Origin of the sequence: Mucilaginibacter rigui, from assembly GCF_014773275.1 — a bacterium.
In the GTDB taxonomy this organism is placed as follows: Bacteria; Bacteroidota; Bacteroidia; order Sphingobacteriales; family Sphingobacteriaceae; genus Mucilaginibacter; species Mucilaginibacter rigui_A.
Map to the genome: position 1 here is coordinate 86,515 of NZ_JACWMW010000007.1, position 24,224 is coordinate 110,738.

General features: G+C 43.3%; 23 protein-coding genes and 1 tRNA gene. 13 read left to right on the forward strand and 11 right to left on the reverse strand.

From position 1 onward, the window contains the following. Positions 1-17: 17 nt before the first annotated feature. From IDJ75_RS20335 to IDJ75_RS20350, 4 genes are all read right to left on the reverse strand, one after another. On the reverse strand, positions 18-452 hold the full coding sequence (locus IDJ75_RS20335) for a GNAT family N-acetyltransferase (protein WP_191177502.1): 435 nt from the start codon (positions 450-452) through the stop codon (positions 18-20). Next, the gene (gap, locus tag IDJ75_RS20340) at positions 449-1,447 is read right to left on the reverse strand and encodes a type I glyceraldehyde-3-phosphate dehydrogenase (RefSeq protein ID WP_191177503.1); all 999 of its coding nucleotides are present in this window, start codon (positions 1,445-1,447) and stop codon (positions 449-451) included. Before gap ends, IDJ75_RS20335 begins: the two co-directional genes overlap by 4 nt. Positions 1,448-1,500: 53 nt before the next feature. Then, positions 1,501-2,559, reverse strand: coding sequence for an MraY family glycosyltransferase (locus IDJ75_RS20345; RefSeq protein ID WP_224746694.1), 1,059 nt, complete (start codon positions 2,557-2,559; stop codon positions 1,501-1,503). A 99-nt stretch (positions 2,560-2,658) separates the two neighbouring features. Further along, the gene (locus tag IDJ75_RS20350; protein WP_191177505.1) at positions 2,659-3,420 is read right to left on the reverse strand and encodes a glycosyltransferase family 2 protein; all 762 of its coding nucleotides are present in this window, start codon (positions 3,418-3,420) and stop codon (positions 2,659-2,661) included. Between the two features lie 75 nt (positions 3,421-3,495). Here IDJ75_RS20350 and IDJ75_RS20355 point away from each other — a divergent pair, with 75 nt between their 5' ends. The 3 genes from IDJ75_RS20355 to IDJ75_RS20365 all read left to right on the forward strand — a co-directional run bounded on the left by IDJ75_RS20355 (position 3,496) and on the right by IDJ75_RS20365 (position 6,483). Further along, a complete protein-coding gene (locus IDJ75_RS20355; RefSeq protein ID WP_191177506.1) occupies positions 3,496-4,275 on the forward strand; it encodes a polysaccharide biosynthesis/export family protein in 780 nt (259 codons plus the stop codon). 61 nt (positions 4,276-4,336) lie between these two features. Continuing rightward, complete coding sequence (locus IDJ75_RS20360) at positions 4,337-4,888, forward strand: WcaF family extracellular polysaccharide biosynthesis acetyltransferase (protein ID WP_191177507.1); 552 nt, start codon at positions 4,337-4,339, stop codon at positions 4,886-4,888. 14 nt (positions 4,889-4,902) lie between these two features. Next, positions 4,903-6,483, forward strand: a complete 1,581-nt coding sequence (locus IDJ75_RS20365) for a hypothetical protein (protein ID WP_191177508.1) — start codon at positions 4,903-4,905, stop codon at positions 6,481-6,483. Here the strand turns inward: IDJ75_RS20365 and obgE are convergent. From obgE to IDJ75_RS20385, 4 genes are all read right to left on the reverse strand, one after another. Then, on the reverse strand, positions 6,467-7,483 hold the full coding sequence (gene obgE / locus IDJ75_RS20370; RefSeq protein ID WP_191177509.1) for a GTPase ObgE: 1,017 nt from the start codon (positions 7,481-7,483) through the stop codon (positions 6,467-6,469). The two genes, IDJ75_RS20365 and obgE, sit on opposite strands and share 17 nt — an antisense overlap. Before the next feature lie 108 nt (positions 7,484-7,591). Beyond that, entirely contained in the window at positions 7,592-8,164 is a 573-nt protein-coding gene (locus tag IDJ75_RS20375) for an adenylate kinase (protein ID WP_191177510.1), read from the reverse strand. A gap of 56 nt (positions 8,165-8,220) precedes the next feature. Next, positions 8,221-8,294, reverse strand: a tRNA-Arg gene (locus tag IDJ75_RS20380). A 102-nt stretch (positions 8,295-8,396) separates the two neighbouring features. Beyond that, on the reverse strand, positions 8,397-8,858 hold the full coding sequence (locus IDJ75_RS20385; protein WP_191177511.1) for a redoxin domain-containing protein: 462 nt from the start codon (positions 8,856-8,858) through the stop codon (positions 8,397-8,399). A 268-nt stretch (positions 8,859-9,126) separates the two neighbouring features. Here IDJ75_RS20385 and IDJ75_RS20390 point away from each other — a divergent pair, with 268 nt between their 5' ends. The 4 genes from IDJ75_RS20390 (at position 9,127) to IDJ75_RS20400 (ending at position 12,923) form a co-directional block, all read left to right on the forward strand. Then, the gene (locus IDJ75_RS20390) at positions 9,127-9,321 is read left to right on the forward strand and encodes a hypothetical protein (RefSeq protein ID WP_191177512.1); all 195 of its coding nucleotides are present in this window, start codon (positions 9,127-9,129) and stop codon (positions 9,319-9,321) included. A gap of 176 nt (positions 9,322-9,497) precedes the next feature. Next, positions 9,498-10,664 (forward strand): ABC transporter permease, encoded by a 1,167-nt coding sequence (locus IDJ75_RS21230; protein WP_224746695.1) that lies wholly within the window; start codon positions 9,498-9,500, stop codon positions 10,662-10,664. Continuing rightward, on the forward strand, positions 10,550-11,896 hold the full coding sequence (locus IDJ75_RS21235) for an ABC transporter permease (protein WP_317173799.1): 1,347 nt from the start codon (positions 10,550-10,552) through the stop codon (positions 11,894-11,896). Before IDJ75_RS21230 ends, IDJ75_RS21235 begins: the two co-directional genes overlap by 115 nt. 43 nt (positions 11,897-11,939) lie before the next feature. Next, positions 11,940-12,923 (forward strand): NAD(P)H-quinone oxidoreductase, encoded by a 984-nt coding sequence (locus IDJ75_RS20400; protein WP_191177513.1) that lies wholly within the window; start codon positions 11,940-11,942, stop codon positions 12,921-12,923. Positions 12,924-12,984: 61 nt separating this feature from the next. Here IDJ75_RS20400 and IDJ75_RS20405 read toward each other — a convergent pair whose 3' ends face one another. After that, on the reverse strand, positions 12,985-14,319 hold the full coding sequence (locus IDJ75_RS20405) for an SGNH/GDSL hydrolase family protein (protein WP_191177514.1): 1,335 nt from the start codon (positions 14,317-14,319) through the stop codon (positions 12,985-12,987). A gap of 18 nt (positions 14,320-14,337) precedes the next feature. Further along, complete coding sequence (locus tag IDJ75_RS20410) at positions 14,338-15,561, reverse strand: OmpP1/FadL family transporter (RefSeq protein ID WP_191177515.1); 1,224 nt, start codon at positions 15,559-15,561, stop codon at positions 14,338-14,340. Between the two features lie 200 nt (positions 15,562-15,761). On the opposite strand from IDJ75_RS20410, the gene atpD reads away from it, so the two are divergent. Continuing rightward, positions 15,762-17,267 carry a F0F1 ATP synthase subunit beta gene (gene atpD / locus IDJ75_RS20415; protein WP_191177516.1) on the forward strand — a complete coding sequence of 502 codons (1,506 nt, stop codon included), beginning with the start codon at positions 15,762-15,764 and terminating at the stop codon, positions 17,265-17,267. An 82-nt stretch (positions 17,268-17,349) separates the two neighbouring features. Then, positions 17,350-17,604 (forward strand): ATP synthase F1 subunit epsilon, encoded by a 255-nt coding sequence (atpC, locus tag IDJ75_RS20420; RefSeq protein WP_191177517.1) that lies wholly within the window; start codon positions 17,350-17,352, stop codon positions 17,602-17,604. Positions 17,605-17,675: 71 nt separating this feature from the next. On the opposite strand, the gene IDJ75_RS20425 is transcribed toward atpC, so the two are convergent. Continuing rightward, the gene (locus tag IDJ75_RS20425) at positions 17,676-18,470 is read right to left on the reverse strand and encodes a Fic family protein (protein WP_191177518.1); all 795 of its coding nucleotides are present in this window, start codon (positions 18,468-18,470) and stop codon (positions 17,676-17,678) included. A gap of 389 nt (positions 18,471-18,859) precedes the next feature. On the opposite strand from IDJ75_RS20425, the gene ilvD reads away from it, so the two are divergent. The 4 genes from ilvD (at position 18,860) to ilvC (ending at position 24,215) form a co-directional block, all read left to right on the forward strand. Next, positions 18,860-20,572 carry a dihydroxy-acid dehydratase gene (ilvD, locus tag IDJ75_RS20430; RefSeq protein ID WP_191177519.1) on the forward strand — a complete coding sequence of 571 codons (1,713 nt, stop codon included), beginning with the start codon at positions 18,860-18,862 and terminating at the stop codon, positions 20,570-20,572. Between the two features lie 86 nt (positions 20,573-20,658). After that, complete coding sequence (gene ilvB / locus IDJ75_RS20435; RefSeq protein ID WP_191177520.1) at positions 20,659-22,413, forward strand: biosynthetic-type acetolactate synthase large subunit; 1,755 nt, start codon at positions 20,659-20,661, stop codon at positions 22,411-22,413. Positions 22,414-22,436: 23 nt separating this feature from the next. Next, entirely contained in the window at positions 22,437-23,042 is a 606-nt protein-coding gene (gene ilvN / locus IDJ75_RS20440) for an acetolactate synthase small subunit (RefSeq protein ID WP_191177521.1), read from the forward strand. Positions 23,043-23,156: 114 nt separating this feature from the next. Then, positions 23,157-24,215 (forward strand): ketol-acid reductoisomerase, encoded by a 1,059-nt coding sequence (ilvC, locus tag IDJ75_RS20445; RefSeq protein WP_191177522.1) that lies wholly within the window; start codon positions 23,157-23,159, stop codon positions 24,213-24,215. Positions 24,216-24,224: the final 9 nt, after the last annotated feature.

The window sequence follows — 24,224 nt, forward strand, 5'->3', positions numbered from 1 at the left end:
GGATATTCATCAAAATTTCATTTTATTTTAACATACATTACATAATGCGGCCCAATACCGGGCACTTCAAATTCGGGCGAAATAATCTCGAAACCAACACCTAAATAAAATGCAGCAGCCTGTTTGCGGGCATTGCACCACAGGTAGTTTACCTTTTGCCCGCGCAGGTAGGTTATGGCAAAGTTAACCAGCATATTGCCGTAGCCTTTGCCCCTGTATTTCTGCAGCGTAGCCATACCCCTTAGCTGGTAGGCCCTGCCTTCAAAACCTGTGTAACTTTTTGGATGGAAAGATGCTATGCACGCTAATTCGTCATCTTTATAATACCCTAAGTGGAACGAACCTTCGGCATCATCATTCTCAAAACGGCATTCATCAAGGGTTAACTTACCGTCGCGCAATACTTCGTTGCGGATAGGCAGCACATCATCGGCAGTAATAAATTTTATCATAATGGTAGCTGGCTTATTTCTTCAACCAAATCGGCCAGGCGGCTGCTATATCCCATCTCGTTATCATACCAGCCCACAACTTTTACCAACCCGCCTACTATTGAGGTTAGCTGCGCATCAAAGATGCAGCTGTGCGGGTTATCCAGTATGTCTGTAGATACTATCGGGTCTTCGGTATATTCCAGTACGTTTTTCATGGGGCCATCCGCAGCGGCTTTAAAGGCGGCGTTTATTTCGGCCACGGTTGGCATTTTTTCAAGGCTGCAGGTAAAATCGGTAAGCGAGCCGTTAAGCACCGGTACCCGGATACCAGCCCCCCCTAAACGCCCTTCTAAATGCGGGAATATATTGGTAATGGCTTTTGCCGCCCCAGTTGTTGTTGGGATGATTGATGCTGATGCAGCCCTTGCCCTACGCAAGTCTTTGTGTGGCGCATCGTGCAGGTTTTGGTCGCCCGTCATGGAATGTACAGTGGTAATGTAGCCATCTTTAATATGCCAGTTATCATCCAGTATCTTTACCATAGCAGCTACGTTGTTAGTGGTACATGATGCATTAGACAAGACGGGCGAACGTAGATCTACCTCGCCATCGTTAACAGCTAATACTACCGTTGGGACACTTTTATCGCTTGATGGTGCCGAAATAATAACTTGTTTAGCACCTGCTGTAATATGCTTTAAAGCCCCTGCTTCGGTAATAAATTTCCCGGTTGCTTCTACCACCAGGTCAATATCCAGCTGTTTCCAGGGTAAATGTGATGGATCGGTTTGCTGCAAAACGATGATCTGTTTGCCGTTTACATACAGGTTATTCTCATCATTGGTTACTGTTCCTTTAAAGCCACGATGTACAGAGTCATACTTAAAGAGATGGGCAAGCGTGGCAGTATCGGCCTGGTCATTAATAGCCACTACATCAATACCGGGTTTTGCAAGAATAGTTCTCAGAAATATACGGCCTATACGGCCAAAACCGTTTATAGCGATCCTCATTTGCACATTAAATTAAGGTGCAAAACTAATAAAATTATACAGGTGGATAGCGGTTATACAAATAGGTTACGTACAGATAACTTTTCTCTTTCTTTTGTACGCAGAAAAAATGTTATTGCCCAGTTAAACAGCATTGATGATGCAAGTATCAGTATCATAAGTGTTAAATTGCCAAGAGGCGCAAACACCAGCACTATTACAATAAGCAAAATATTTATGCCCCCTAAAATAAAGGTGGTTTGCAGGTGCGTATAGCCCAGCCTTAATATGCGGTGATGTATGTGATTACGATCGGCACTGAAAGGTGACTTACGATATAAAACGCGCAGGGTAAACACACGCAGGGTATCAAATATAGGCACTATAAGTATAGCAAATGCCACGGCCGGCGCAGATATTACAGCGGGTGTAGTTGTACCGGTAAATTTATTCAGCTCTATAAAACGTATAGCCATTATAGCAGATATAAGCCCTATTAATAAGGAGCCGGCATCGCCCATAAATATTTTTGCCGGCGTAAGGTTGTAGCGTAAAAAGCCCAATACGGCTCCGGCTATGGTTAATGACACCGCCGCCATTTCATAATGCTTCATATGGGTGAACAGTATGGTAAACGCCCCGTTCACAATAATACAGGTGGTGCCTGCAAGCCCGTCAATACCGTCAATTAAATTAAAGGCGTTAATAATAAGTATGATGAACAGGATAGATAATATAGCACTTGTAATATACGGGATAGCGTAAACACCAAAAACACCATACATGCTGGTAAAACGTATATCGCCCAAAATAACCAATATGGTTGCTACAATAAACTGTATTAAAAACTTAGTGCTGGGGTTTACGCCCGACAGGTCGTCCTTTAAACCCATTATAAACAAAATTATACTGGCAGTTAGCAGGTAACTGATGGGTATATTTTTATCAATAATGCTGAATAATAAAAGTGTAATGGTAAAACTTACAAATATGGCTACACCGCCCAGGCGTGGTATGCCGTGGTCATGCTGTTTGCGAAAATGGCCAACATCATCATATAAATGCCTTGTACGTGCTACATGTAAAATGGAGGGAATAGATAATAGCGTTATCAATACCGAAAACGTTATCATCAACAAATAGTATATAAAATAATACGTGTTTAAATATTGGGGCATATATAAAGGTTAGGGGGCATTTATATACCGCAAATATATATATTTTAATTACAATTAAAAAAATTGCCCCAGTTTTCGCAATGGCTTTAAAAACAGCGCTATAGGGGGAAATAATACATTGTTTCTATACATCGCTCTCATATCAAAAATTAATGCCTTAACACGATTATTAATGCTGCTGTTACTAACCCCTCCGGTGCTCATTTTAACTAATACACTGGCTAAGTAATACACCGGTAATTGGTTAAGATGTATAAACCTTAGCATTAATTCATAATCGGCAGCGGTGCCGTATTCAAGACTATAATTGCCCAGCCTGTTAAACGCCTCTTTGCGGCAATAAAACGCAGGGTGCGGTGGCATCCAGCCCAGGTTAAACATCCCTTTTTTATACGGTCCGCTCCGCCATTTACGAAACGTGCTCCCATCCGGTTTTACATAATCAAGATCGCCGTATACAATATCGGTAACGTTATTTTTAAAAGCATCCGATAGTACAGTTAAAGTATGGCTGTCTGCAAAAAAATCATCGGCGTTAAGTGTACCTATAACGTCTCCGCTTGCCAAAGCAATACCTTTGTTCATTGCATCATAAATACCCTTATCGGGCTCTGAAACAAAAACATGGATATGTTTTTTGTACTTTTCAAGTATAGGAATGGTACCATCTGATGAGTTTCCGTCAATTATTATATACTCGATGTGAGGATAATCCTGGCCGATTACCGATTGTATGCATTGCTCAATAGTGCTTTGGGCATTGTATGAAACAGTTATTACAGATATTTTAAGGTTATGCACTTTGGAAAAATACATTTATTTAGGTGCAAATTATGTAATTTTGAAATCGCTGCGCAATTATTGGTAACATTAAGCAGTAATTTATTTTATATGCGTGTTTTATATTTTATTTGCTTAGTTGGTATAGTTGTATTTGGCAGTTCATGCTCTTACAAACAAAACCAGATACTTTTCGAAAAAAGGGCGTCTGTTGTTGATACCGTATCGCAAAAAGCGGCTATAATTAGCTACCGCATACAGCCCCAGGATATTTTGCAGATCCGTAATCTTCAAAACTTAAAATATATAGTTGATGAGGTACCTGCCTCGTCTGCGTCCGGCTCCGGCAACAATGCTACAGCCGGGCAGGGCCAAACCTTCCAGGTAGAAGAAGATGGTACGGTTGCCTTACCCGCGATTGGGCACGTACAGGTTATGGGGCTAACGCGCACCCAGGCTACAAAATTAATAGAAGACCTTTACCGTAAAAACCTTTTAAAAGACCCTATAATTGAACTTAAGGTTGTAAACCTTAAAGTAACGTTACTGGGCGAGGTAAGATCGCCGGGGAATTTCCCGATAGTAAAAGATAACACTACTTTGGTTGAACTTATTGGGCAGGCTGGTGGATTAACGCCTGCGGCAAACGAAAAGAAAATAAAAATTATAAGGGGCAAAAATAACACCCAAAACGTAACCGAAATTGATTTGAGTGATATAAACTCTTTATCAGACCCAAGAGCTTACCTGCAAAACGGCGATATTATTTACGTAGCCCAAAACAAGCGGGCCATACGTACCGAAAACCTGCAAAACTTTAACACCTGGGTACAACCAGCCCTGTTGTTATTAAACACCGCGCTCATCATTTTTACGCTGAGCAGGCAATAATGGGGCAAACAGGTACAAGCTTGTGTTTTTACGTAAAGTATCAGTATAAAACCTAATATAAATGCAGCAAACCGATCTTTCTGTATATAATAACCATCCTTACCACCCGGGGGGGAGTGCCTTAAAACGGGCAATATGGTATTATATCAGTTCGGTATTCTTCAAATCTGGTTTGTTACCTGTAAACGCGATAAAAATTGCGCTGCTGCGCTTATTTGGCGCACAGGTTGGCAAAGGAGTGGTAATAAAGCCGGGCGTAAATATCAAATATCCCTGGCACTTAAAAATTGGCGATAATACCTGGATAGGCGAGCGCGTTTGGATAGATAACCTTGTTTTAGTAACTATTGGCAGTAATGTGTGTATATCACAAGGCGCCATATTACAAACCGGCAGCCATAATTATAAAAAAACAACTTTCGAACTGATAACCGGAAGCATTACACTTGCCGATGGCGTTTGGGTAGGCTGTGGCGCCATTGTTAACCAGGGCGTAATTGCCGCAAACCATTCGGTACTTACCAGTGGTTCGGTAGCCAATAAACATCTTGAGGCTTATTTTATTTACCAGGGTAACCCCGCCGTTAAAACACGCCCGCGCATCATCCAATAACTATAACATCTGCTATGCCTAACACTACATTACCTGCACACCGTATTATACTTTTAGCTGTATTTGTATTAGTTGCTGCTTTAGGGGTTATAGCTATTATAACACCTGCTGCTATCTTCCCTGATGCCAGTTGGGGTTTCCAGGTTTTACGGTCAATGCAAATGGGGGGCGCTTTCAATAACCTTATTAAACCAAGCCAGCAAAACATAGCCCAAAACACCACCGAGTTTATATCGTGGTGGTCGCCGGGGCAATACCTTATTCCCTATTTTTTCAAATCTGTTTTTGGGTTAAATACGGGGCAGGCCGCATCTGTTACTACTATGTTTTGCCAGCTTTTAGGCTTAGCAGGATTTTATACCTTCTTTAAAAAAGTGGGGTTTACACCCTTAATAAGTGCTTTAAGTTTAGCAGTTATTATTTGCCAGCTGGTATTTTTTACGCCCTTTATTTTTTACATAGGCGGCGAAACTTTGCTGTTTGCCTTTACCGGCTGGTTTTTATACGGATGCTTAACCTTTAAGCAACCCGGCTGGAAGCTAATGCTGTTTGTATTACTTTCCGGCTGGATAGGTTTTATTTGTAAATCATCCTTTATATGGATCTATGGGGTTGGCCTGCTGTTTATGTGGATCCAACTATCCGCAGGGCATACAAGCGCTAAAAGCTGGCTCTTTAAAGGCTTTTGGATAGGCATACCGGCTTTAGTATCAGTAGTGGTTATCTCGTGGCTATACCTCTCAAAAGGGATTAACCCATCATCAAATTCAGGCGGGTTCGATCTTAGCTTAAAGGCCATTGCGTTCCCCCTCGCCTCACCTATACTGGCAGGTTTTTCTGTTGATGACCTGGTAAACGGTTTTTTCTTTCATACCGATACCGTAATATTATCACCCGGCTGGGCAATGCTCATCTTAATTGTTATAGCCATACTAAGTATTGCTTTGGTTTATGCTATTTGCAGCAGTGTGCCCGATAAAAGGTACCGGACTATCATTATCCTGTTTTATGGCATCTCGCTCATCTTTTTCGGACAGGCATTTATGCGCAAGCTCGATATATCTTATGAAGCGAGGCATTTCAGGATAATTGGTTTAATGATCACCCCCGGCACTTTATACCTTTTTAGCCAATATAAAATGGTTTACCGTGTTGTATTAGGGCTGTGTATAGGAGTAATAGCCTTTTTTACAGTAAAGTTTTATGTAGAAGGTTCTTATGGTTTAAGGCATTATACCGCTTACGGCACATCGGGCATTGGCCAGCAGTTCATAGATCAGCAAAGCCTTGATTATATTAAACTGCTTGATGATAAGCACAAGGATGCGATCTTCGTTTTCTTCAGTCCGGACCTGGGGCTTGAGATCCGGCATAACCGTATAATTACGCTTGAGGGGTTGAATAAAGATATTAATATAGATTTTGACCAATACCAGCATAAAGGCCACGCCGGGCCTATATATATACTGATGCCACATGATTATATTGGCATCAGGGCAAACGTTATCCTGAAATCTTTCCCGGGATATAAAGGCTTTTCGCTAAAAGAATTAAGCGATAATTACGTACTGTACTTTGCTACTGAGGCCCGTTAGCATCCCTGTTTATTTCTTTCCAAAGCAGGTCTTTCAGCTCGGTAATGTTTTTCTGTGCTACTGATGATATAAACACGTACGGTACATCCGCCGGTACTTCTTTCTCCATCTCTTGCTGCAATTCAGCATCCAGCATGTCGGCTTTTGTGATGGCCAGTACCCTCGGCTTGTGCATAAGTTCGGGGTTGTATTCGTTCAGTTCCCGTAACAGGATGCCGTATTCTTCTTTAATTGTTCGGTTGGTATCGGCAGGCACCATAAACAGCAATACCGAGTTACGCTCTATATGGCGCAAAAAACGGATCCCTAACCCCTTGCCTTGCGATGCACCTTCTATAATACCCGGTATATCTGCCATAACGAATGATCGGTTATCGCGGTAGCCCACAATACCCAAATTGGGTACAAGTGTTGTAAAGGCGTAATCGGCTATTTCCGGCTTTGCAGCTGACACCACAGAAAGCAGTGTTGATTTACCTGCGTTAGGGAAACCTACCAAACCAACATCGGCCAGCAATTTCAGTTCAAGAATGTTCCAGTCTTCTTCGCCATCCTCGCCGGGCTGTGCATAACGCGGGGTTTGTTGGGTTGCGGTTTTAAAGTGCCAGTTACCCTGGCCGCCACGGCCGCCTTTTGCTAATATTTTGGTTTCTCCGTCGGTATTTATTTCGAAGAGTATCTCGCCGGTCTCGGCGTTTTTGGCTATTGTACCCAAAGGCACTTCCAGTATCTCGTCGCGGCCGGTTTTGCCTGAACGCAGCGAACTACCACCAGCATCACCGTCGCCTGCAATTACATGCTTGCGAAATTTAAGGTGAAGCAGTGTCCATAACTGGGCGTTACCTTTTACAATAACATGCCCGCCACGGCCACCATCCCCCCCATCGGGTCCGCCTTTTGAGGTTAAAATATCACGGTGCAAGTGCGATGAACCGGCACCACCATGTCCCGAACGGCAGCATATCTTTACGTAATCAACAAAATTTGAGCCCTGAGACATAGTTCTTTTATTTTGAGCGGAAAGTTTTTTAGACGGAAAGTCCGAAAGACAGCAAGTACAATCACTTTGCTGACTTTCGGACTTTCCCGACTTTCGGACTATTATTAATTAATAAGCATCCACAACCGAATTAATAGAAGCAAAGATCTCTTCTATCGACCCGATACCGTTTATGCTTGTAAACTTATTTTGGTTTTTATAAAACCCTGCAACCGGTGCAGTTTTATCATTGTATTCTTTAATACGCTTGCGTATCACCTCGGGGTTGGCATCATCAGGCCTGCCCGAGCTTTCGCCGCGTTTTAATAAACGCTGCTCTAATTCACTGTCAGTAACTTCTAAGGCTATCATACCCGATATAGAAGAATCTTTAGATTCCAACAGGCTATCCAAAGCTTCGGCCTGTGCAACCGTACGCGGGAAACCGTCGAATATAAAACCCTTTGCATCTTTGTTGGCATCAAGCTTATTACTGATCATCCCTATCACCACCTCATCGGGCACCAAAGTACCTTCGTCCATCAGTTTTTTTGCTTCCAAACCTAATTTAGTGCCTTGCGCAATTTCCCCGCGCAGCAAATCGCCTGTTGAAAGGTGAATTAAGCCAAATTTTTCGATAAGATTTTGTGATTGAGTACCCTTCCCGGCACCGGGCGGACCAAACAGAACTAAGTTAAGCATCCCTTGCGATTAAAGTTAAAAGCCTTTCCGTTTTTTACAGAAAGGCTTAATTTGTGTGCACTTGTAGGGATTCGAACCCCAAACCTTCTCATCCGTAGTGAGATGCTCTATCCAATTGAGCTACAAATGCGTTTTTATAAAGTAAAACCGTTACCACTTACCGGTAACCGCCCCGTTTTTAACGGACTGCAAAAATAGGATTTTCTGCATCCATTGCAAACTTTTTTACAAATTACTTTACTTTTTCGGCAATTGCCTCAAAATTTGGCAGGTCGCCGGCGTTCTCCAGCACCTCGGCATATATCACATTTTGTTCCTCATCTATCACAAAAGCAGCACGTTTGCTCACGCCCTTCATGCCAAAAGCGAATGATTCATATAAAGCACCGTATGCTGCCGATACATCCTTATTAAAATCAGAAAGCAGCGGAAACTGGTAGGCATTCTCTTCTTTAAACTTAGCCAGGGTAAAAGGCGAATCGACAGAGATACCTAAAATTTGGGCGTTTAAACCATCATAATAACCAAAACTATCGCGCATGGTGCAAAGCTGGGTAGTGCAAACACCCGTAAACGCTAATGGGAAAAAATGTATCACAACTTTCTTTCCTTTAAAATCGGCTAAAGTAACTTCTTTAAGCTCTGATGATGTTAATGTAAACTGTGGTGCCGCCTGGCCTGCTTGTATCGACATGTTGTTTTTGATTTTGTTCTGCAAATAAAATGATAATTCGCCTTTCAATTATCACAATTGTGTTATTTAAGTTAAATGAACAGGCTGTTCATTTTTAAATATCTGCGCGCTTATTGCTTTTTAATAAATAGATTTATACCACGAGGCAAAACAACCAAAATCCTAAGCAAAATAAACGTATGGAAATCATAGCGCCTTATTAGTTATATACAGCCCAAATTGCCGGGGCGTGGTTGCGGCAATATTACCAATTATACCTTTTAAAATTATGTCAAAATTTGTAAAACTTAACAGAACTGAAATGAAAGATGTAAGGGGCGGTGGCTATACCCCGGTAGTATGTAACACCGGCGGCCTATGCTTTAGCGGCGAATGGATGGGGACTTGTACAGGCGACGGCAAAAACTGCAGGTGCGAAGGAAGTGGGATCCCGGAAAATTATATTGGCGGCTGCGCCCATTAATTTTCCCGAAAGGCTGCATCAAAAAAAATGCAGCCTTTTTTGTTAAAATCAGCATGTAACTAAACACATAGTTTAACTTTATTTAACAATTCAGCTCAACCCTATAGCATAGATTAGCGGCCGGAAATAAATTGTATTTCAATCAATTATTCCACCAAACTTAAACGCGCCGTATCATGATCAAAAATTTCATTAAAACAGCACTTCGCAGCCTGCTAAAAAACAAGGGATTTACCGCCATTAATATATTAGGACTGGCTTTAGGGCTGGCCACCTGCCTGCTTATTGTTTTTTATGTAATAGACGAATTAAGTTATGACCGCTATAATACCAAAGCCGATCGTATCTATCGCGTAAATATGGATATGAAATATGGTGGCAATATGGCTTCATATGCTATAACGCCGCCCCCGTTGGCAGCAACTTTATCAGGCAATTTTCCGGAGGTTGAAAAAACAGCCCGGCTGATACATGACCAGGGGGTACGCATAAAAAAAGGTAATGAATACATACAGGAGGAAAAGGTTGTATATGCCGATTCTGAGCTTTTTGGTGTTTTTACGCTACCTATGGTATTTGGCGACCCAAAAACTGCTTTAACCGAGCCCTACACCGCTGTTATTACAGAAAGTACGGCTAAAAGATATTTTAATACTACTGATGCACTTGGTAAAACACTTACCCTAAGCAATAATGACAATTATAAAATAACCGGTGTTATACACGATATACCAAGCCAGTCGCATTTTAAGTTTGATTTCTTCCTGTCGCTGGCTGCCCGGGCCGATGCCAAAAGCAACGAATGGAGTAATTTTAGTTATACCACCTATATCCTTTTTAAACCGGGCGCAAACCCAAAACAGTTAGAAGGTAAACTAACGGGGATGTTAAAAAACAACATGGGTTCAAATTACAGCAGGCTGGAGAAAAGCGGCAACTACTTTCATTTAAACCTTACACCACTTACCGATATCCACCTGTTATCTAACAGGCAGTACGAGCTTGGTGCGAACAGCAGCGTTACTTATGTATATATTTTCTCTGCCATAGCATTGTTTGTTTTGCTTATAGCCTGTATTAATTTCATGAACATGTCTACCGCCCGCTCGGCAAACCGGGCAAAAGAAGTGGGGGTACGCAAAGTATTGGGCTCGTCACGTAAATACCTGATCGCGCAATTCATGTCCGAATCGATATTGGTAACCGTGGCCGCTGCCGTAGTAGCAGTGTGGCGGCGTGGGCGCTTTTGCCACTGTTTAACCAGGTATCCGGGAAAGAGTTATCCATTACCACACAAACCATACTATGGCTATTCCCTTCGCTGCTGGTTATTATTGTTGTAGTTGGGATACTGGCAGGCTCATACCCTGCATTTTACTTATCTGCATTTCAACCTATCAGCGTACTAAAGGGTAAAATATCAACCGGGTTTAAAGGCGGTAATTTCCGCAACTTTTTGGTAGTGTTCCAGTTTGCCATATCTATATTTCTTATTATTGGCACCCTGGTTATTTATAACCAATTGAATTACATTCAACATAAAGATCTTGGTTTTGACCGCACCCAGGTGCTGGTTATTAAAAATGTTGGCGTAATAGAAAATGCTAAAACATTTAAACAAGAGGTTAAACAACTTGCCGGTGTAGCAAACGCATCCTTAAGCGGATTTTTACCAACGGGTGTTGTAAGGGCACCCGATGGTGTGTTCCGCAACAAAACACCCGACCCTAAAAACGCCCTGTTTACCGAAGTTTGGCCTATTGATGAGGATTATCTGAACACCATGGGAATGGGTATTTCCAAAGGCCGTAACTTTTCTAACCAACTATCAACAGATTCATCAGCAGTTATTATAAATGAGACCGCCGCCCGGATGCTGGGTTTTGCCAATAACCCCTTAGATAAAAAAATATACAGGCCAACGGAGGTACCCAACCAGCCTTTAAAAGAGTACCATGTAATTGGTGTTGTAAAAGATTTCAACTTTAGTTCGTTAAGGGATAATATAAGCCCGGTTGTAATGTTTTTAGCCAACGATAACGGGGCTTTAAGTATAAAAATAAAGGCCAAAAACCTGCCTGCGTTTGTAACCCAGGTTGAGCACAAATGGAATCAGCTATCGCCCAACCAGCATTTCGAATACTCGTTTATGGATGATGATTTTAACACCGCCTACCGTACCGAACACCGTACCGGTAAGCTGTTCCTGATATTTACTACCCTGGCTGTAGTGATTGCCTGCCTGGGCCTGTTTAGCCTTGCCGCCTACGCCGCCGAGCAGCGCAACAAAGAAATTGGCATCCGCAAGGTACTGGGGGCAAGTGTATCGGCTATTGTGGCCATGCTGAGTAAAGATTTTATTAAACTGGTACTAATATCATTTGTTATTGCCGCCCCCCTGGCCTGGCTGGTAATGTATAAATGGTTACAAGGTTTTGCTTACCGCCAAAACATACAATGGTGGGTGGTAGCCGTGGCAGGCGCGGGCGCTTTGGTTATTGCCTTTATAACCATCAGCACACAATCGTTTAAAGCAGCAGTTGCCAACCCGGCGGAGAGTTTGAAAGGCGAATAGTAATACTACAAACATATCCAGCATAAAAGCTATTATTTTTGATATGAAAGCCATTACCATAACCCAACCCGGCGGTCCCGAAGTTTTACAGATCGCCGATAGGCCTATGCCTGCCTACACCGCTACCGAAGTGCTTATAAAAGTAATGGCAGCAGGCATTAACCGGCCCGATGTAGCACAGCGCAAGGGGAATTACCCGCCACCCGCAGGCGCGCCGCAGGATATCCCCGGCCTGGAAATAGCCGGTATTGTCACAGAGGTTGGCACAGATGTAACCCGCTGGGTGGTTGGCGACAAAGTTTGTGCACTGGTTATTGGCGGCGGCTATGCCGAATACTGTACCGCGCCAGAAGGGCAGTGCCTGCCTGTGCCCGAAAGCCTGTCGTTTGCCGAGGCAGCCTCCCTGCCCGAAACTTTTTTTACGGTTTGGAGCAATGTGTTTGACCGAGGACAACTGAAGCCGGGCGAAACCCTGCTGGTACATGGCGGCAGCAGCGGCATTGGCGTAACTGCCATACAAATGGCAGCAGCATTAGGCAGCACAGTTTATGTAACGGCAGGCAGTGATGAAAAATGTAAGTTCTGTGAGGATTTAGGTGCCGGAAAAGCCATCAATTACAAGCACGGGAACTTCAGCGAAGCGATAACAACGTTAACCGGTAACAAGGGGGTAGATGTAATACTGGATATGATAGGCGGCGACTACACCACCCCTAACATTAAAAGCCTGGCTAATGATGGCCGGCTGGTATTCATCAATACTATGAAGGGCAAAAATGTAGAGATAGATCTGGCCGAAGTGATGCGGAAACGGATCTACATTACTGGTTCTACGCTGCGACCAAGGGATGTGGCCTTTAAAAGCGCCATCGCACAAAACCTCGAAAAACACATCTGGCCGTTCCTGGCATCGGGCAAAATAAAACCTGTTATTTATAAAATATTCCCGGCAGCAAAAGCGGCCGAAGCACACCGCCTGATGGAAAGCAGCGAGCATATGGGGAAGATTGTGTTAAGTTTTGAGTAGCACATAGATAATGGTTCATAGTTGATGGCAAACACCATTAACTATGAACCATCAACTCCTATTAATTAGGGAACTTCACCCCGCGATAGTTGGAAATGTTTACCGTTGGGATGCTTGCGTTATATGTTTTATTAATAGCCTTAATATATTCATTAGCAACCATGGCATAACCTCGCGGGGTTAGGTGAACGCCATCTAAAGAGAAGATACCACCGCTTATATAGTTTGAATTAGCGCTTACGCCATCAATCAATATACCATGGGCTTTTATTTCATTTAAAAACGTAAAGGCATCAAACACAGCCAGGCCTTTTGCAGCGGCGGCCGCTTTTATGGTTTTGTTATAATCGGTTACATAATCTTTTGTTAAGGCAATTTCATTGGCATCAAGTACGTATTGGTTGTCAATTGGCGCGTAAGGGGTTAAACCGTAAGGTACCATACCTGCAGGGCTGTTAACCATTTGCCCAATTTTGCTGGAGGGGAAGGTTAACACCACCAGGTCGGCAGCTGTTGCAGCACGCGGCGCGTAAGTTGTTGTAGCTATATCGGCAGAAGCGCGGGCACTGATGTAAATATCTTTAACAGCAGGGTTTGCTTTTTGCACACCTGCTAAAATAGCGCCAACGGTAACCGTATTAAAATAAGGGATGGCGGTAACATCAGGTATTGTTGCCACGGCGCCTTTGGCCCCTTTCTCCGTAAGTTTAGCTATTGACAAGGTATATAGCTGTGCAAACTGTGTTTTATCGGTAAGCGCATCAGCAGCACCACCGCTTGTGGCATAACCTAAAGCATCGTTATTACCCAGCCAATCGGTGAAAAAGGTAAAATCCTTAGCGGTAACGAAATCAAGGTAAGTGGTGCTGTTTGTTGGCGGCGCGCCAGGCAGCAGCCTCTCAAAATAACCATTCAGGTTGCCATAAGGTGCATACATAATTTGTTGTAACTTAATACCCGGCACACCATAGTTGTTAATATCGCCGCTATACTTGGCATATAAAATTACATTGCCAAAGCCGGGGATAGTAACCTGATCGCGCACGGCGGTATTTTCTGTAACAGTTGTAGTTATTGGCGACCCTGTCGGGGTAAAACCGGTCAGTTTTAAATAGCCCGAGCCGTTTGCCTGCGCTTCGGTAAATAATGGCTGGGTAAACTTACCGCCGCCAACCAATGCCATTTGTTTGGCAATAATACTTGGATACGAGTTTTGCTGCCCTTCCAGGTATAGGCCGCCATCAGCATAGCCTGCGGTTAATGAGTTACCAACAGCAATATAGCGGGTAAAATCGGCAGTGCCTTTATTTGCTTTCGGGGTTTCGAATGATGGTTTACAGCCTGCCAGTAAAACCAGCGCGGCCGATATATATAGGTAATTTTTTAACGTTTTCATGTAATTATATTAGGAAGGTTACCAGTGATAAGCAAGTGAAACGCCGGGGATATAAACATTGCTCTTGAATGTGCCCGACAGGTTAGATTCGATATTGGTTTGCGTGCGCGAGAAAAGGTGCTCGTACTCGAACGAGAAATCCAGATCCAACTTGTTGGTAACCTTATAACCAAACCCTGCTGTTAAATAATAACGGTTGGCATCGGGTACTTCCGGCGTAACATAACCATCTTTTACGGCCGTGGTAGTATAGCCACCGCCAAGACGTACGGCCATTTTATCGCAGGTTTTATATTGCGCGCCGCCCCTTACACTATAAGCATCTTTATAATTACGAGGCGAGTGCGTATCCTGCAAAGCTGGTGTGTTTGATGCATAATCAAAAGCAAGTTCTTTATAAGAGTGCCAGCCTACATAGTTTGCATCAAGTGCTAACAATAACTTAGGCGATGCAGCATAGCCAAAGCCAATAGAAGCGGTTTGCGGCAAAGGGATGCCGGCTTCAAATGTGTTTGGCTGCGGGAAATTTGCCTGCGCCGATTTTGCAACGCTAAACATTGCATCACCATTTTTAATGGTTGTTTTAACCTCCGACCGGTAGTTTAATCCAATGGTAAACTCGGGGCTTGCTTTGATAAACACCCCTGCGTTCCATCCATAACCTTTACCGTGGCCTTTAAGGCGTGCCTGGCCGGTGTTGCCATCAGGGTCGCTGATGGGGATAGCGCGTTGCAGATCAACCGTGGCATAGTTATAAATAAAACCACCGCCAATACTCAGATAATCGGTTAATTTATAACTAACAGTTGGCTGAAAAAAGATAGATTTCAGATCAAGGCTTTCAAGCACATATTTGCCCTGCCAGTTGTTGCCCCAGTCGGTTAGGCCACCAAAAGGCGTATATATGCCCATACCAACCTTCCATCGGGCATTTTTTGGCCCCCAAACGCCATAAGCGTTAAAAGGGGTGGCAACCCTGTTTTTTGTAAAGGCCAAATCGTTTGTGCCAGCGCCGCTAAAGCCCGATTTAAATAAAAGCGGGCTTATACCTGCCTGTATGTAATTTTCTGGCAGCATGGCAACTGCGCCGGGGTTAAAGGCAATTGAAGCGCCATCCTGTAATAAGCCGGTGCCGGTATGGCCCATGCCTATTTGTTTTTGTCCGTTAAGGTTTACCTGGAAGCCCTGGGCATATATAATAGCCGGGCTTAACCACATCAGTAGTAGTAAAAGTTTTTTCATTCAAAGTTATAGGCTTTAAGCCCTGGTTAATAATTGGACACCAAAAGTACAATATTGCCTTCAAAAAAATACATGAAAATTTCTTAACATAAGTATTTAAATATTTGGCAATAAACCTTAACTTTGCGCCTCTGAAATAGTACCGTTTTGTAAAGAAGGTATCTGTTTCATTGTAAATTATTTAAAACACCAGGTTATATATGCCAAACATTGGAAAAATATCAAGGATCATCGGTCCGGTAGTTGACGTAAGTTTCGCTGATGATGCACATCTTCCTAAGATTTATGATGCGCTTGAGATCACAAAAGACAACGGACAAAAAATCATTTTAGAGGTTCAGCAACATTTAGGTGAAGACCGTGTGCGTGCTATCGCGATGGACTCTACCGATGGTTTACTGCGCGGAATGAAAGTTTTAGATACCGAAGCCGCTATTAAAATGCCGGTTGGCGAAGCTATTAAAGGCCGTGTATTTAACGTTGTTGGTGACGCGATTGATGGTATTGCCGATTTGGATAAAACCAATGGCCGCCCTATCCACGCAACGCCTCCGCGTTTCGAAGATCTATCTACCGAAACTGAGGCATTATTTACAGGTATCAAAGTTATCGACCTTTTAGAGCCTTACGTAAAAGGTGGTAAAATTGGTTTGTTTGGTGGTGCCGGTGTTGGTAAAACAGTATTAATCCAGGAACTGATCAATAACATCGCAAAAGCTTATGCAGGTTTATCTGTATTTGCAGGTGTAGGTGAGCGTACCCGTGAAGGTAACGACTTACTGCGCGAGATGCTTGAATCGGGCATTATAAAATATGGCGATGCGTTTATGCATTCAATGGAAGCCGGTGGATGGGATCTTTCAAAGATCGATTCTGAAGCTTTGAAAGAATCAAAAGCGACATTCGTTTTCGGCCAGATGAACGAGCCTCCGGGTGCACGTGCACGTGTGGCACTTTCAGGCTTAACACTTGCGGAGTATTTCCGCGATGGCGATGAAGAAGGTAAAGGCCGTGATATCCTATTCTTTATTGATAACATCTTCCGCTTTACACAAGCAGGTTCTGAGGTATCGGCGCTATTAGGCCGTATGCCATCAGCAGTAGGTTACCAGCCAACACTGGCTACCGAGATGGGTACCATGCAAGAGCGTATCACTTCAACAAAACGTGGTTCAATTACATCTGTACAGGCCGTTTACGTACCTGCGGATGATTTAACTGACCCTGCACCGGCAACAACATTTGCCCACTTAGATGCAACTACAGTACTTTCACGTAAAATTGCCGAGCTTGGTATATACCCTGCGGTGGATCCATTGGATTCTACCTCACGTATCCTTAGCGCAGCTATCTTAGGCGATGAGCATTACAACACCGCTCAACGCGTTAAAGAAACTTTACAACGTTACAAAGAGTTACAGGATATCATCGCCATCTTAGGTATGGACGAGCTTTCTGAAGAAGATAAATTGGTTGTATCGCGCGCACGCCGTGTTCAGCGTTTCCTTTCTCAGCCGTTCTTTGTTGCCGAGCAGTTCACCGGTTTAAAAGGTGTATTGGTTGACATTAAAGACACCATCAAAGGTTTCAACATGATCATGGATGGTGAAGTTGATGAATACCCTGAAGCAGCATTTAACCTTGTAGGCAGCATTGAAGATGCTATTGAAAAAGGCAAAAAATTATTAGCGGAAGCTAATAACTAATAGAAACAAGACATAAGAGCCGGGAATCAAGAGCGAAGAGAAATCTTACATCTTGATTCTTAACTCTTGAATCTAACAGCAAATGACATTAGAAATTCTTACTCCTGATAAAAAGATTTACGAAGGCGAGGCTACCTCGGTTACCTTACCCGGTACATTAGGATTTTTAGAGATCTTGAATAACCACGCCCCTATCATTTCTACTTTAAACGATGGCAAACTTACCATACGTGGTGTTGCCGGCGCTAAAGAAGAAGTGTTTTTTATCCAGGGTGGTGTAGTAGAAGCCTTAAACAATAAGGTTACTGTATTAGCGGAGGGTATTATTCAGAAATAGAACTTTTTATACTGATAAATGAAAAGTCCGGTCAGTATATGGCCGGACTTTTTTGCGTTCTTTGAAATTTTTTATTCTTGATTTAGCAACAGTGATTGAGGCAGCATCTGGAGGAATGGTAATGCTTTTGAATAATCAAGAAGGTCATACTCTAACCCTAAAGCCCTTATATTGGTATAATAAGTATTATGCTTTTGGTAGTAGTATTTTTCTGATTGCAGGTACCATGCTTTAGCACCAAGTTTTTGCGCCAGGAACCACTTTTCAAGTAATCTTGCGGTGCGGCCATTACCATCATTAAATGGATGGATCTTAACAAAAATCAAATGAATAAGTGAAGCAAAGAAGAAAGTCTCTTTAATATCAAGACTGGTGTTTATTAATAACTTAATATCGTTATAAAATTTTTTCATCTCGCCTTTAACTTTACCCCAATCGCAAGCCACATATTCAATTTTACCGTCAGGGGTAATTACAAACATTTTATCTGTTCTTGTTTTACCCCGCTGGCTTTTGTGCAGTATGTGCGCAGTAAGTAATTTATGCGCCTGTTTGATATGCTTTTTGTTTAACTCATTAGTTTGAGCAAACTGGTAGGTAGCATACAAATCGTCAATCTTCTGCGTATAATCCGGTAGTAATTTAGTCCCTGATAATTTATGTTTAATAAAAGAATCTAGTTCTATATCCTCGCCTTCTATTTTGGACGAAAACACTGCCGATACAGATGTGTAAAAGCTGAACGTTGAAACTGAAATCCCGCCCTCTGTCAGCTTTTCAAAATCTATTGAGATATGCTCATCCAATTGCATAGTATATTCCTGCAACAATGTAACCGGTAATATCTCTAATTTCAACTCGTCCATATCTTTTTATAAAGCGCAGTACAATGTTAAAGAAAATTTCCCATTTGGTATTTTCAGACAAGGTGAACGCTTTGATTTAAAAAGTAACTTTTTCTGGCTAATCACCCATTTCACGCCGAATTTTAAGCATTTGCTATGCATGCATAAAAAACATACCGAATACTGTTTTAAACTTTGGTATAAATTAGTAAAAATATAATTCTATATTTAAATAAATAATTAAAATTAAATACCAAAATAATTAATAAAACAAAATAAAATACTTATTTCAAATAAATTTTTAATGCCTTGCTATTCTATATCGCTATATCTAACTTACAAATACACAATACAACATTAATTGTTAACGCCATTTTTGGCGGTTACCGGAGATAAAAACGCTTATAAAAATGAGTTCATCATCAGATACTACAAACACTGTAGAGATAAATAAGTACAGTAAAACCTTTACACAGGATGAAACCCAGCCTGCGGCCAAGGCCATGCTTTACGGTATAGGCCTTACCGACGATGATATGCAAAAAGCGCAGGTAGGCGTTGCCAGCATGGGCTATGATGGCAACACCTGCAACATGCACTTGAATGATCTGGCAAAGCTGGTTAAACAGGGTATCTGGGATGAAGATATGGTGGGCCTGATATTCCATACCATAGGCGTAAGTGATGGTATGAGCAACGGTACCGAAGGTATGCGCTACTCGTTAATGAGCCGCGATATTATTGCCGATTCGATTGAAGCGGTAACGGGTGCACAGTATTATGATGGTTTAATAACCCTGCCGGGCTGTGATAAAAACATGCCGGGTTCTATAATGGCAATGGGGCGTTTAAACCGCCCGTCTATAATGGTATATGGTGGTACTATAAAACCCGGCCACTGGAAAGGCGAAGACCTTAACATTGTATCGGCCTTTGAAGCATTGGGCAAAAAGATAGCAGGGCAAATAACCCCCGAAGATTTTGCAGGTGTTATAAAAAACGCATGCCCAAGCGCAGGCGCCTGCGGTGGCATCTATACGGCTAATACTATGGCTGCCGCAATTGAGGCATTGGGCATGAGCTTGCCATACTCTTCATCAAACCCTGCTTTAAGCGACGAAAAAAAAGCGGAGTGTTTGGCCGCGGGTAAAGCAATAAAGATCTTATTAGAGAAAGACATAAAACCATCAGATATCATGACCCGCGCAGCTTTCGAGAACGCGATAGTGGTGATAATGGTACTTGGCGGTTCAACAAACGCAGTATTGCACTTAATAGCAATGGCTAAAAGCGTTGGTGTAAAAGTAACCCAGGACGATTTCCAAACCGTAAGTAACCGCATCCCGGTACTGGCCGATATGAAGCCAAGCGGCAAATACATGATGGAAGACCTGCACAACATTGGCGGTGTACCCGCAGTAATGAAATACTGCCTTGCGCAAGGCTGGCTTGATGGTAGCTGCTTAACCGTTACAGGCAAAACCATTGCCGAAAATTTAGCGGATGTGCCTGAACTTGATTTTGAAAGTCAGAAAATTATATTCCCGGCCGAAAACCCTATTAAGGCAACCGGTCACTTACAAATATTATATGGCAACCTTGCCGAAGGTGGCAGCGTGGCCAAGATAACCGGTAAGGAAGGTACCAGCTTTGAAGGCCCTGCCCGCGTGTTTGATGGCGAGTTTGAACTGATCCACGGTATTCAAAGTGGCCTGGTAAAAAAAGGCGACGTGGTGGTTATCCGCAACGTTGGCCCTAAAGGCGCACCGGGTATGCCCGAAATGCTGAAACCAACCTCTGCTATATTTGGTGCAGGCCTGGGTAGTTCGGTAGCGTTAATTACTGATGGCCGCTTTAGTGGCGGTACACACGGCTTCGTCGTCGGCCACATCACGCCGGAAGCTTATGATGGCGGAGGTATTGCCTTTGTGAAAGATGAAGACCGCATATTTATTGATGCCATAAACCGCACCATTAATGTAATGATAAGCGATGAAGAATTTGCTGCACGCAAAGCCGCATGGAAACAGCCGGCACTAAAAGTAAGCAAAGGGCTTTTATACAGGTATGCAAAAACCGTAAGCAATGCTGCCGAAGGTTGCGTAACAGATGAAATGCCTTAATCAGAAAACGGATTTTAGAGAATTAAAAAATTGACAGAATAGAACAAATCGGTGTAATCATTTACATCGGTGTAATCATATAATAAATGGAAGCACAAACAATCACACAGGAAGTAAGTGAAAAAGCAGCAGCGCCTGCAAAATCACCAACAACAGAAGTTTCAGGATCGGAAGCATTATTAGAAGCCCTGATTGTGGAAGGTGTGGAAACCATTTTTGGTTACCCCGGCGGTGCTATTATGCCCATTTATGATGCCTTGTACGATTATAGTGAAAAACTGAACCATATCCTTGTTCGCCATGAGCAGGGCGGCATCCATGCCGGCCAGGGTTATGCGCGTACATCAGGCAAAGTTGGTGTTGTATTCGCCACCAGCGGCCCCGGCGCAACCAATTTGGTTACAGGCTTGGCCGATGCACAGATAGACAGCACACCGTTGGTTTGTATCACAGGGCAGGTTTTTGCGCACCTTTTGGGTACCGATGCCTTCCAGGAAACAGACGTGATCAACATCACCACCCCGGTTACCAAATGGAACTACCAGGTAACAGATGCAACCGAGATCCCCGAGGTTATTGCCAAGGCATTTTATATTGCCAAAAGCGGCAGGCCCGGCCCGGTATTGATAGATATTACCAAGAATGCACAGATCCAGAAATTTGATTATGCGGGTTATACCAAATGCGATCATATCCGCAGCTACAGGCCAAAACCAATCGTTCGCCCGCAGTATATACAGGAGGCTGCCGAACTGATCAATTCCGCCAAAAAACCATTTATTATATGGGGTCAAGGTGTAATATTGGGCAGCGCCGAGCAAGAGTTTAAAGCCTTTGTTGAAAAGAGCGGTATCCCGTCAGCATGGACGGTTTTGGGTGCAGGCGCTATCCCAACAAATCATCCGCTTAATGTAGGGATGCTGGGTATGCACGGCAACTACGGGCCAAACGTTTTAACAAACGAGTGCGATGTATTGATAGCCATAGGCATGCGCTTTGACGACCGCGTAACCGGTCGCCTGGATAAATACGCAAAACAGGCAAAAGTAATCCATTTGGATATTGACCCTGCCGAGATCGACAAGAACGTAAAATCAACCGTTCCTGTTTGGGGCGATTGTAAAGAAACACTGCCAATGCTTACTGCTTTGGTGGATAAAAAGGAGCACACCGAATGGCATGACAAGTTTAAAGACTATACCCGCCAGGAAGTTGAACAGGTTATCCATAGAGAACTTAACCCCACCACGGACGAAATGACCATGGGTGAGGTGATTAAACAATTGAACGAAATTACCAAAGGCGAAGCTATTATTGTGACCGACGTTGGCCAGCACCAGATGGTGGCCTGCCGTTACGCACAGTTCAATAACACCCGCAGTAACGTTACCAGCGGTGGTTTAGGCACCATGGGCTTTGCACTGCCCGCAGCCATCGGCGCTAAGTTTGGCGCGCAAAACCGTACAGTGGTTGCCATTATTGGCGATGGCGGCTTCCAGATGACCTGCCAGGAACTGGGCACTATTATGCAAAGCGGCATCGATGTAAAGATCATTATCCTCAACAATCGTTTCCTGGGCATGGTTCGCCAGTGGCAGGAACTGTTCAATTCGCGCCGCTACTCGTTCGTGGATATCGAGAGCCCCGATTTTGTAGCGCTGGCAGCGGCATACCGTATACCCGGCAAGGTGATAGACGACCGCAAGGACCTGCCATCGGCACTGCACGAAATGCTGAACAATAAAGGCTCTTTCCTTTTAGAAGTGATGGTTACCAAAGAGAACAACGTATTCCCGATGGTACCGCAAGGTTGCAGCGTTAGCGAGATCAGGCTTAAGTAATACCCCCAAACAAGAAACACAACATGGAAACTCAAGATAACGACAAGCAGGAATTTAACATAACGGTTTACACCGAGAACCAGATAGGTTTGCTGAACCGTATTGCTATTATATTCACCCGCCGTAAAATAAATATTGATAGCCTTAACACCTCTCCGTCTGAGATAGAGAGCATTCACCGCTTCAACATCGTGATAACCGAATCTGAAGAAGTAGTGCGAAAGCTAACGCGCCAGATAGAGAAACAGGTAGAAGTACTAAAAGTATATTACCATACCAATGCCGATGTTATCTGGCAGGAACTGGCCCTATACAAAGTATCGACAGATGTTATTGCCGAAAAGGTAAGCGTAGAGCGTTTGCTGCGCGAGAATGGCGCACGCGTAGTGGTTTTGCGTAAGGACTACACTGTGTTTGAAACAACCGGCCACCGCGAGGAAACCGATAACCTGATCAGCATTTTACAACCTTACGGCCTGATAGAGTTTGTACGCAGCGCCCGTGTGGCCATCATTAAAGATAGCGAAGGCTTTAACAGCAAACTACGCGAGTTTGAAAGGCTTGAACCGGGCGAAGATGTTATTGAAAACGAATATCTGAACAAAGGGCAAAAGGTGTTTACGATGTAGCCACCGCCCCCTGAAGGGGGAGTAGAATAAAGTAAAATCTTAATTAAAATATAAAAGCAAAATCGGCGAGATCATCTAAATCGGTGAGATCCCAAAAAACAAAAAACCAAAACAATGGCAAAACTAAATTTCGGCGGTAGTGAAGAAAATGTAGTAACCCGCGAAGAGTTCCCTTTATCAAAAGCTCAGGACGTATTAAAAAACGAAACAGTAGCAGTAATTGGCTATGGTGTACAAGGCCCGGGCCAGGCGCTCAATCAAAAAGACAATGGCATTAACGTTATTGTTGGCCAGCGTAAAAATTCAAAATCATGGGATAAAGCCGTAAGCGATGGCTTTGTGCCGGGCGAAACCCTTTTTGAAATTGAAGAAGCCCTTGAAAAAGGAACTATTATTTGCTATTTATTAAGCGATGCTGCACAAATTGCGTTATGGCCAACTGTTAAAAAACATTTAACCCCGGGTAAAGCATTATACTTTTCTCACGGTTTTGGTATCACCTTTAAAGAGCAAACCGGCATCGTCCCTCCTGCTGATGTGGATGTATTTTTGGTTGCCCCTAAAGGTTCAGGTACATCATTACGCCGTATGTTTTTGCAGGGCCGTGGCTTAAACTCAAGCTATGCTATTTTTCAGGATGCAACCGGTAAAGCCCAGGAGCGCGTTATCGCATTAGGTATTGCCGTTGGTAGCGGTTACCTGTTCGAAACAGATTTCAAAAAAGAAGTTTATAGCGACTTAACCGGCGAGCGTGGTACGCTGATGGGTTGTATCCAGGGTGTATTTGCTGCACAGTACGATGTATTACGTGCTAACGGCCACTCACCATCTGAGGCTTTCAACGAAACCGTTGAAGAACTTACCCAATCGTTAATGCCACTGGTTGCAGAAAACGGTATGGACTGGATGTACGCTAATTGCTCAACCACCGCGCAACGCGGCGCGCTTGACTGGTGGAAGAAATTCCGTGACGCCACTAAACCGGTATTCGAAGACCTGTACAAAAGCGTTGCAACCGGTGTTGAATCACAAAAATCAATCGATAGCAACAGCAAAACTGATTACCGCGAAAAATTAGATGCGGAATTGAAAGAATTACGCGACAGCGAAATGTGGCAGGCAGGCAAAACTGTACGCAGTTTACGCCCCGAAAACCAGGCTGTAGAAGCATAATAACAAGTC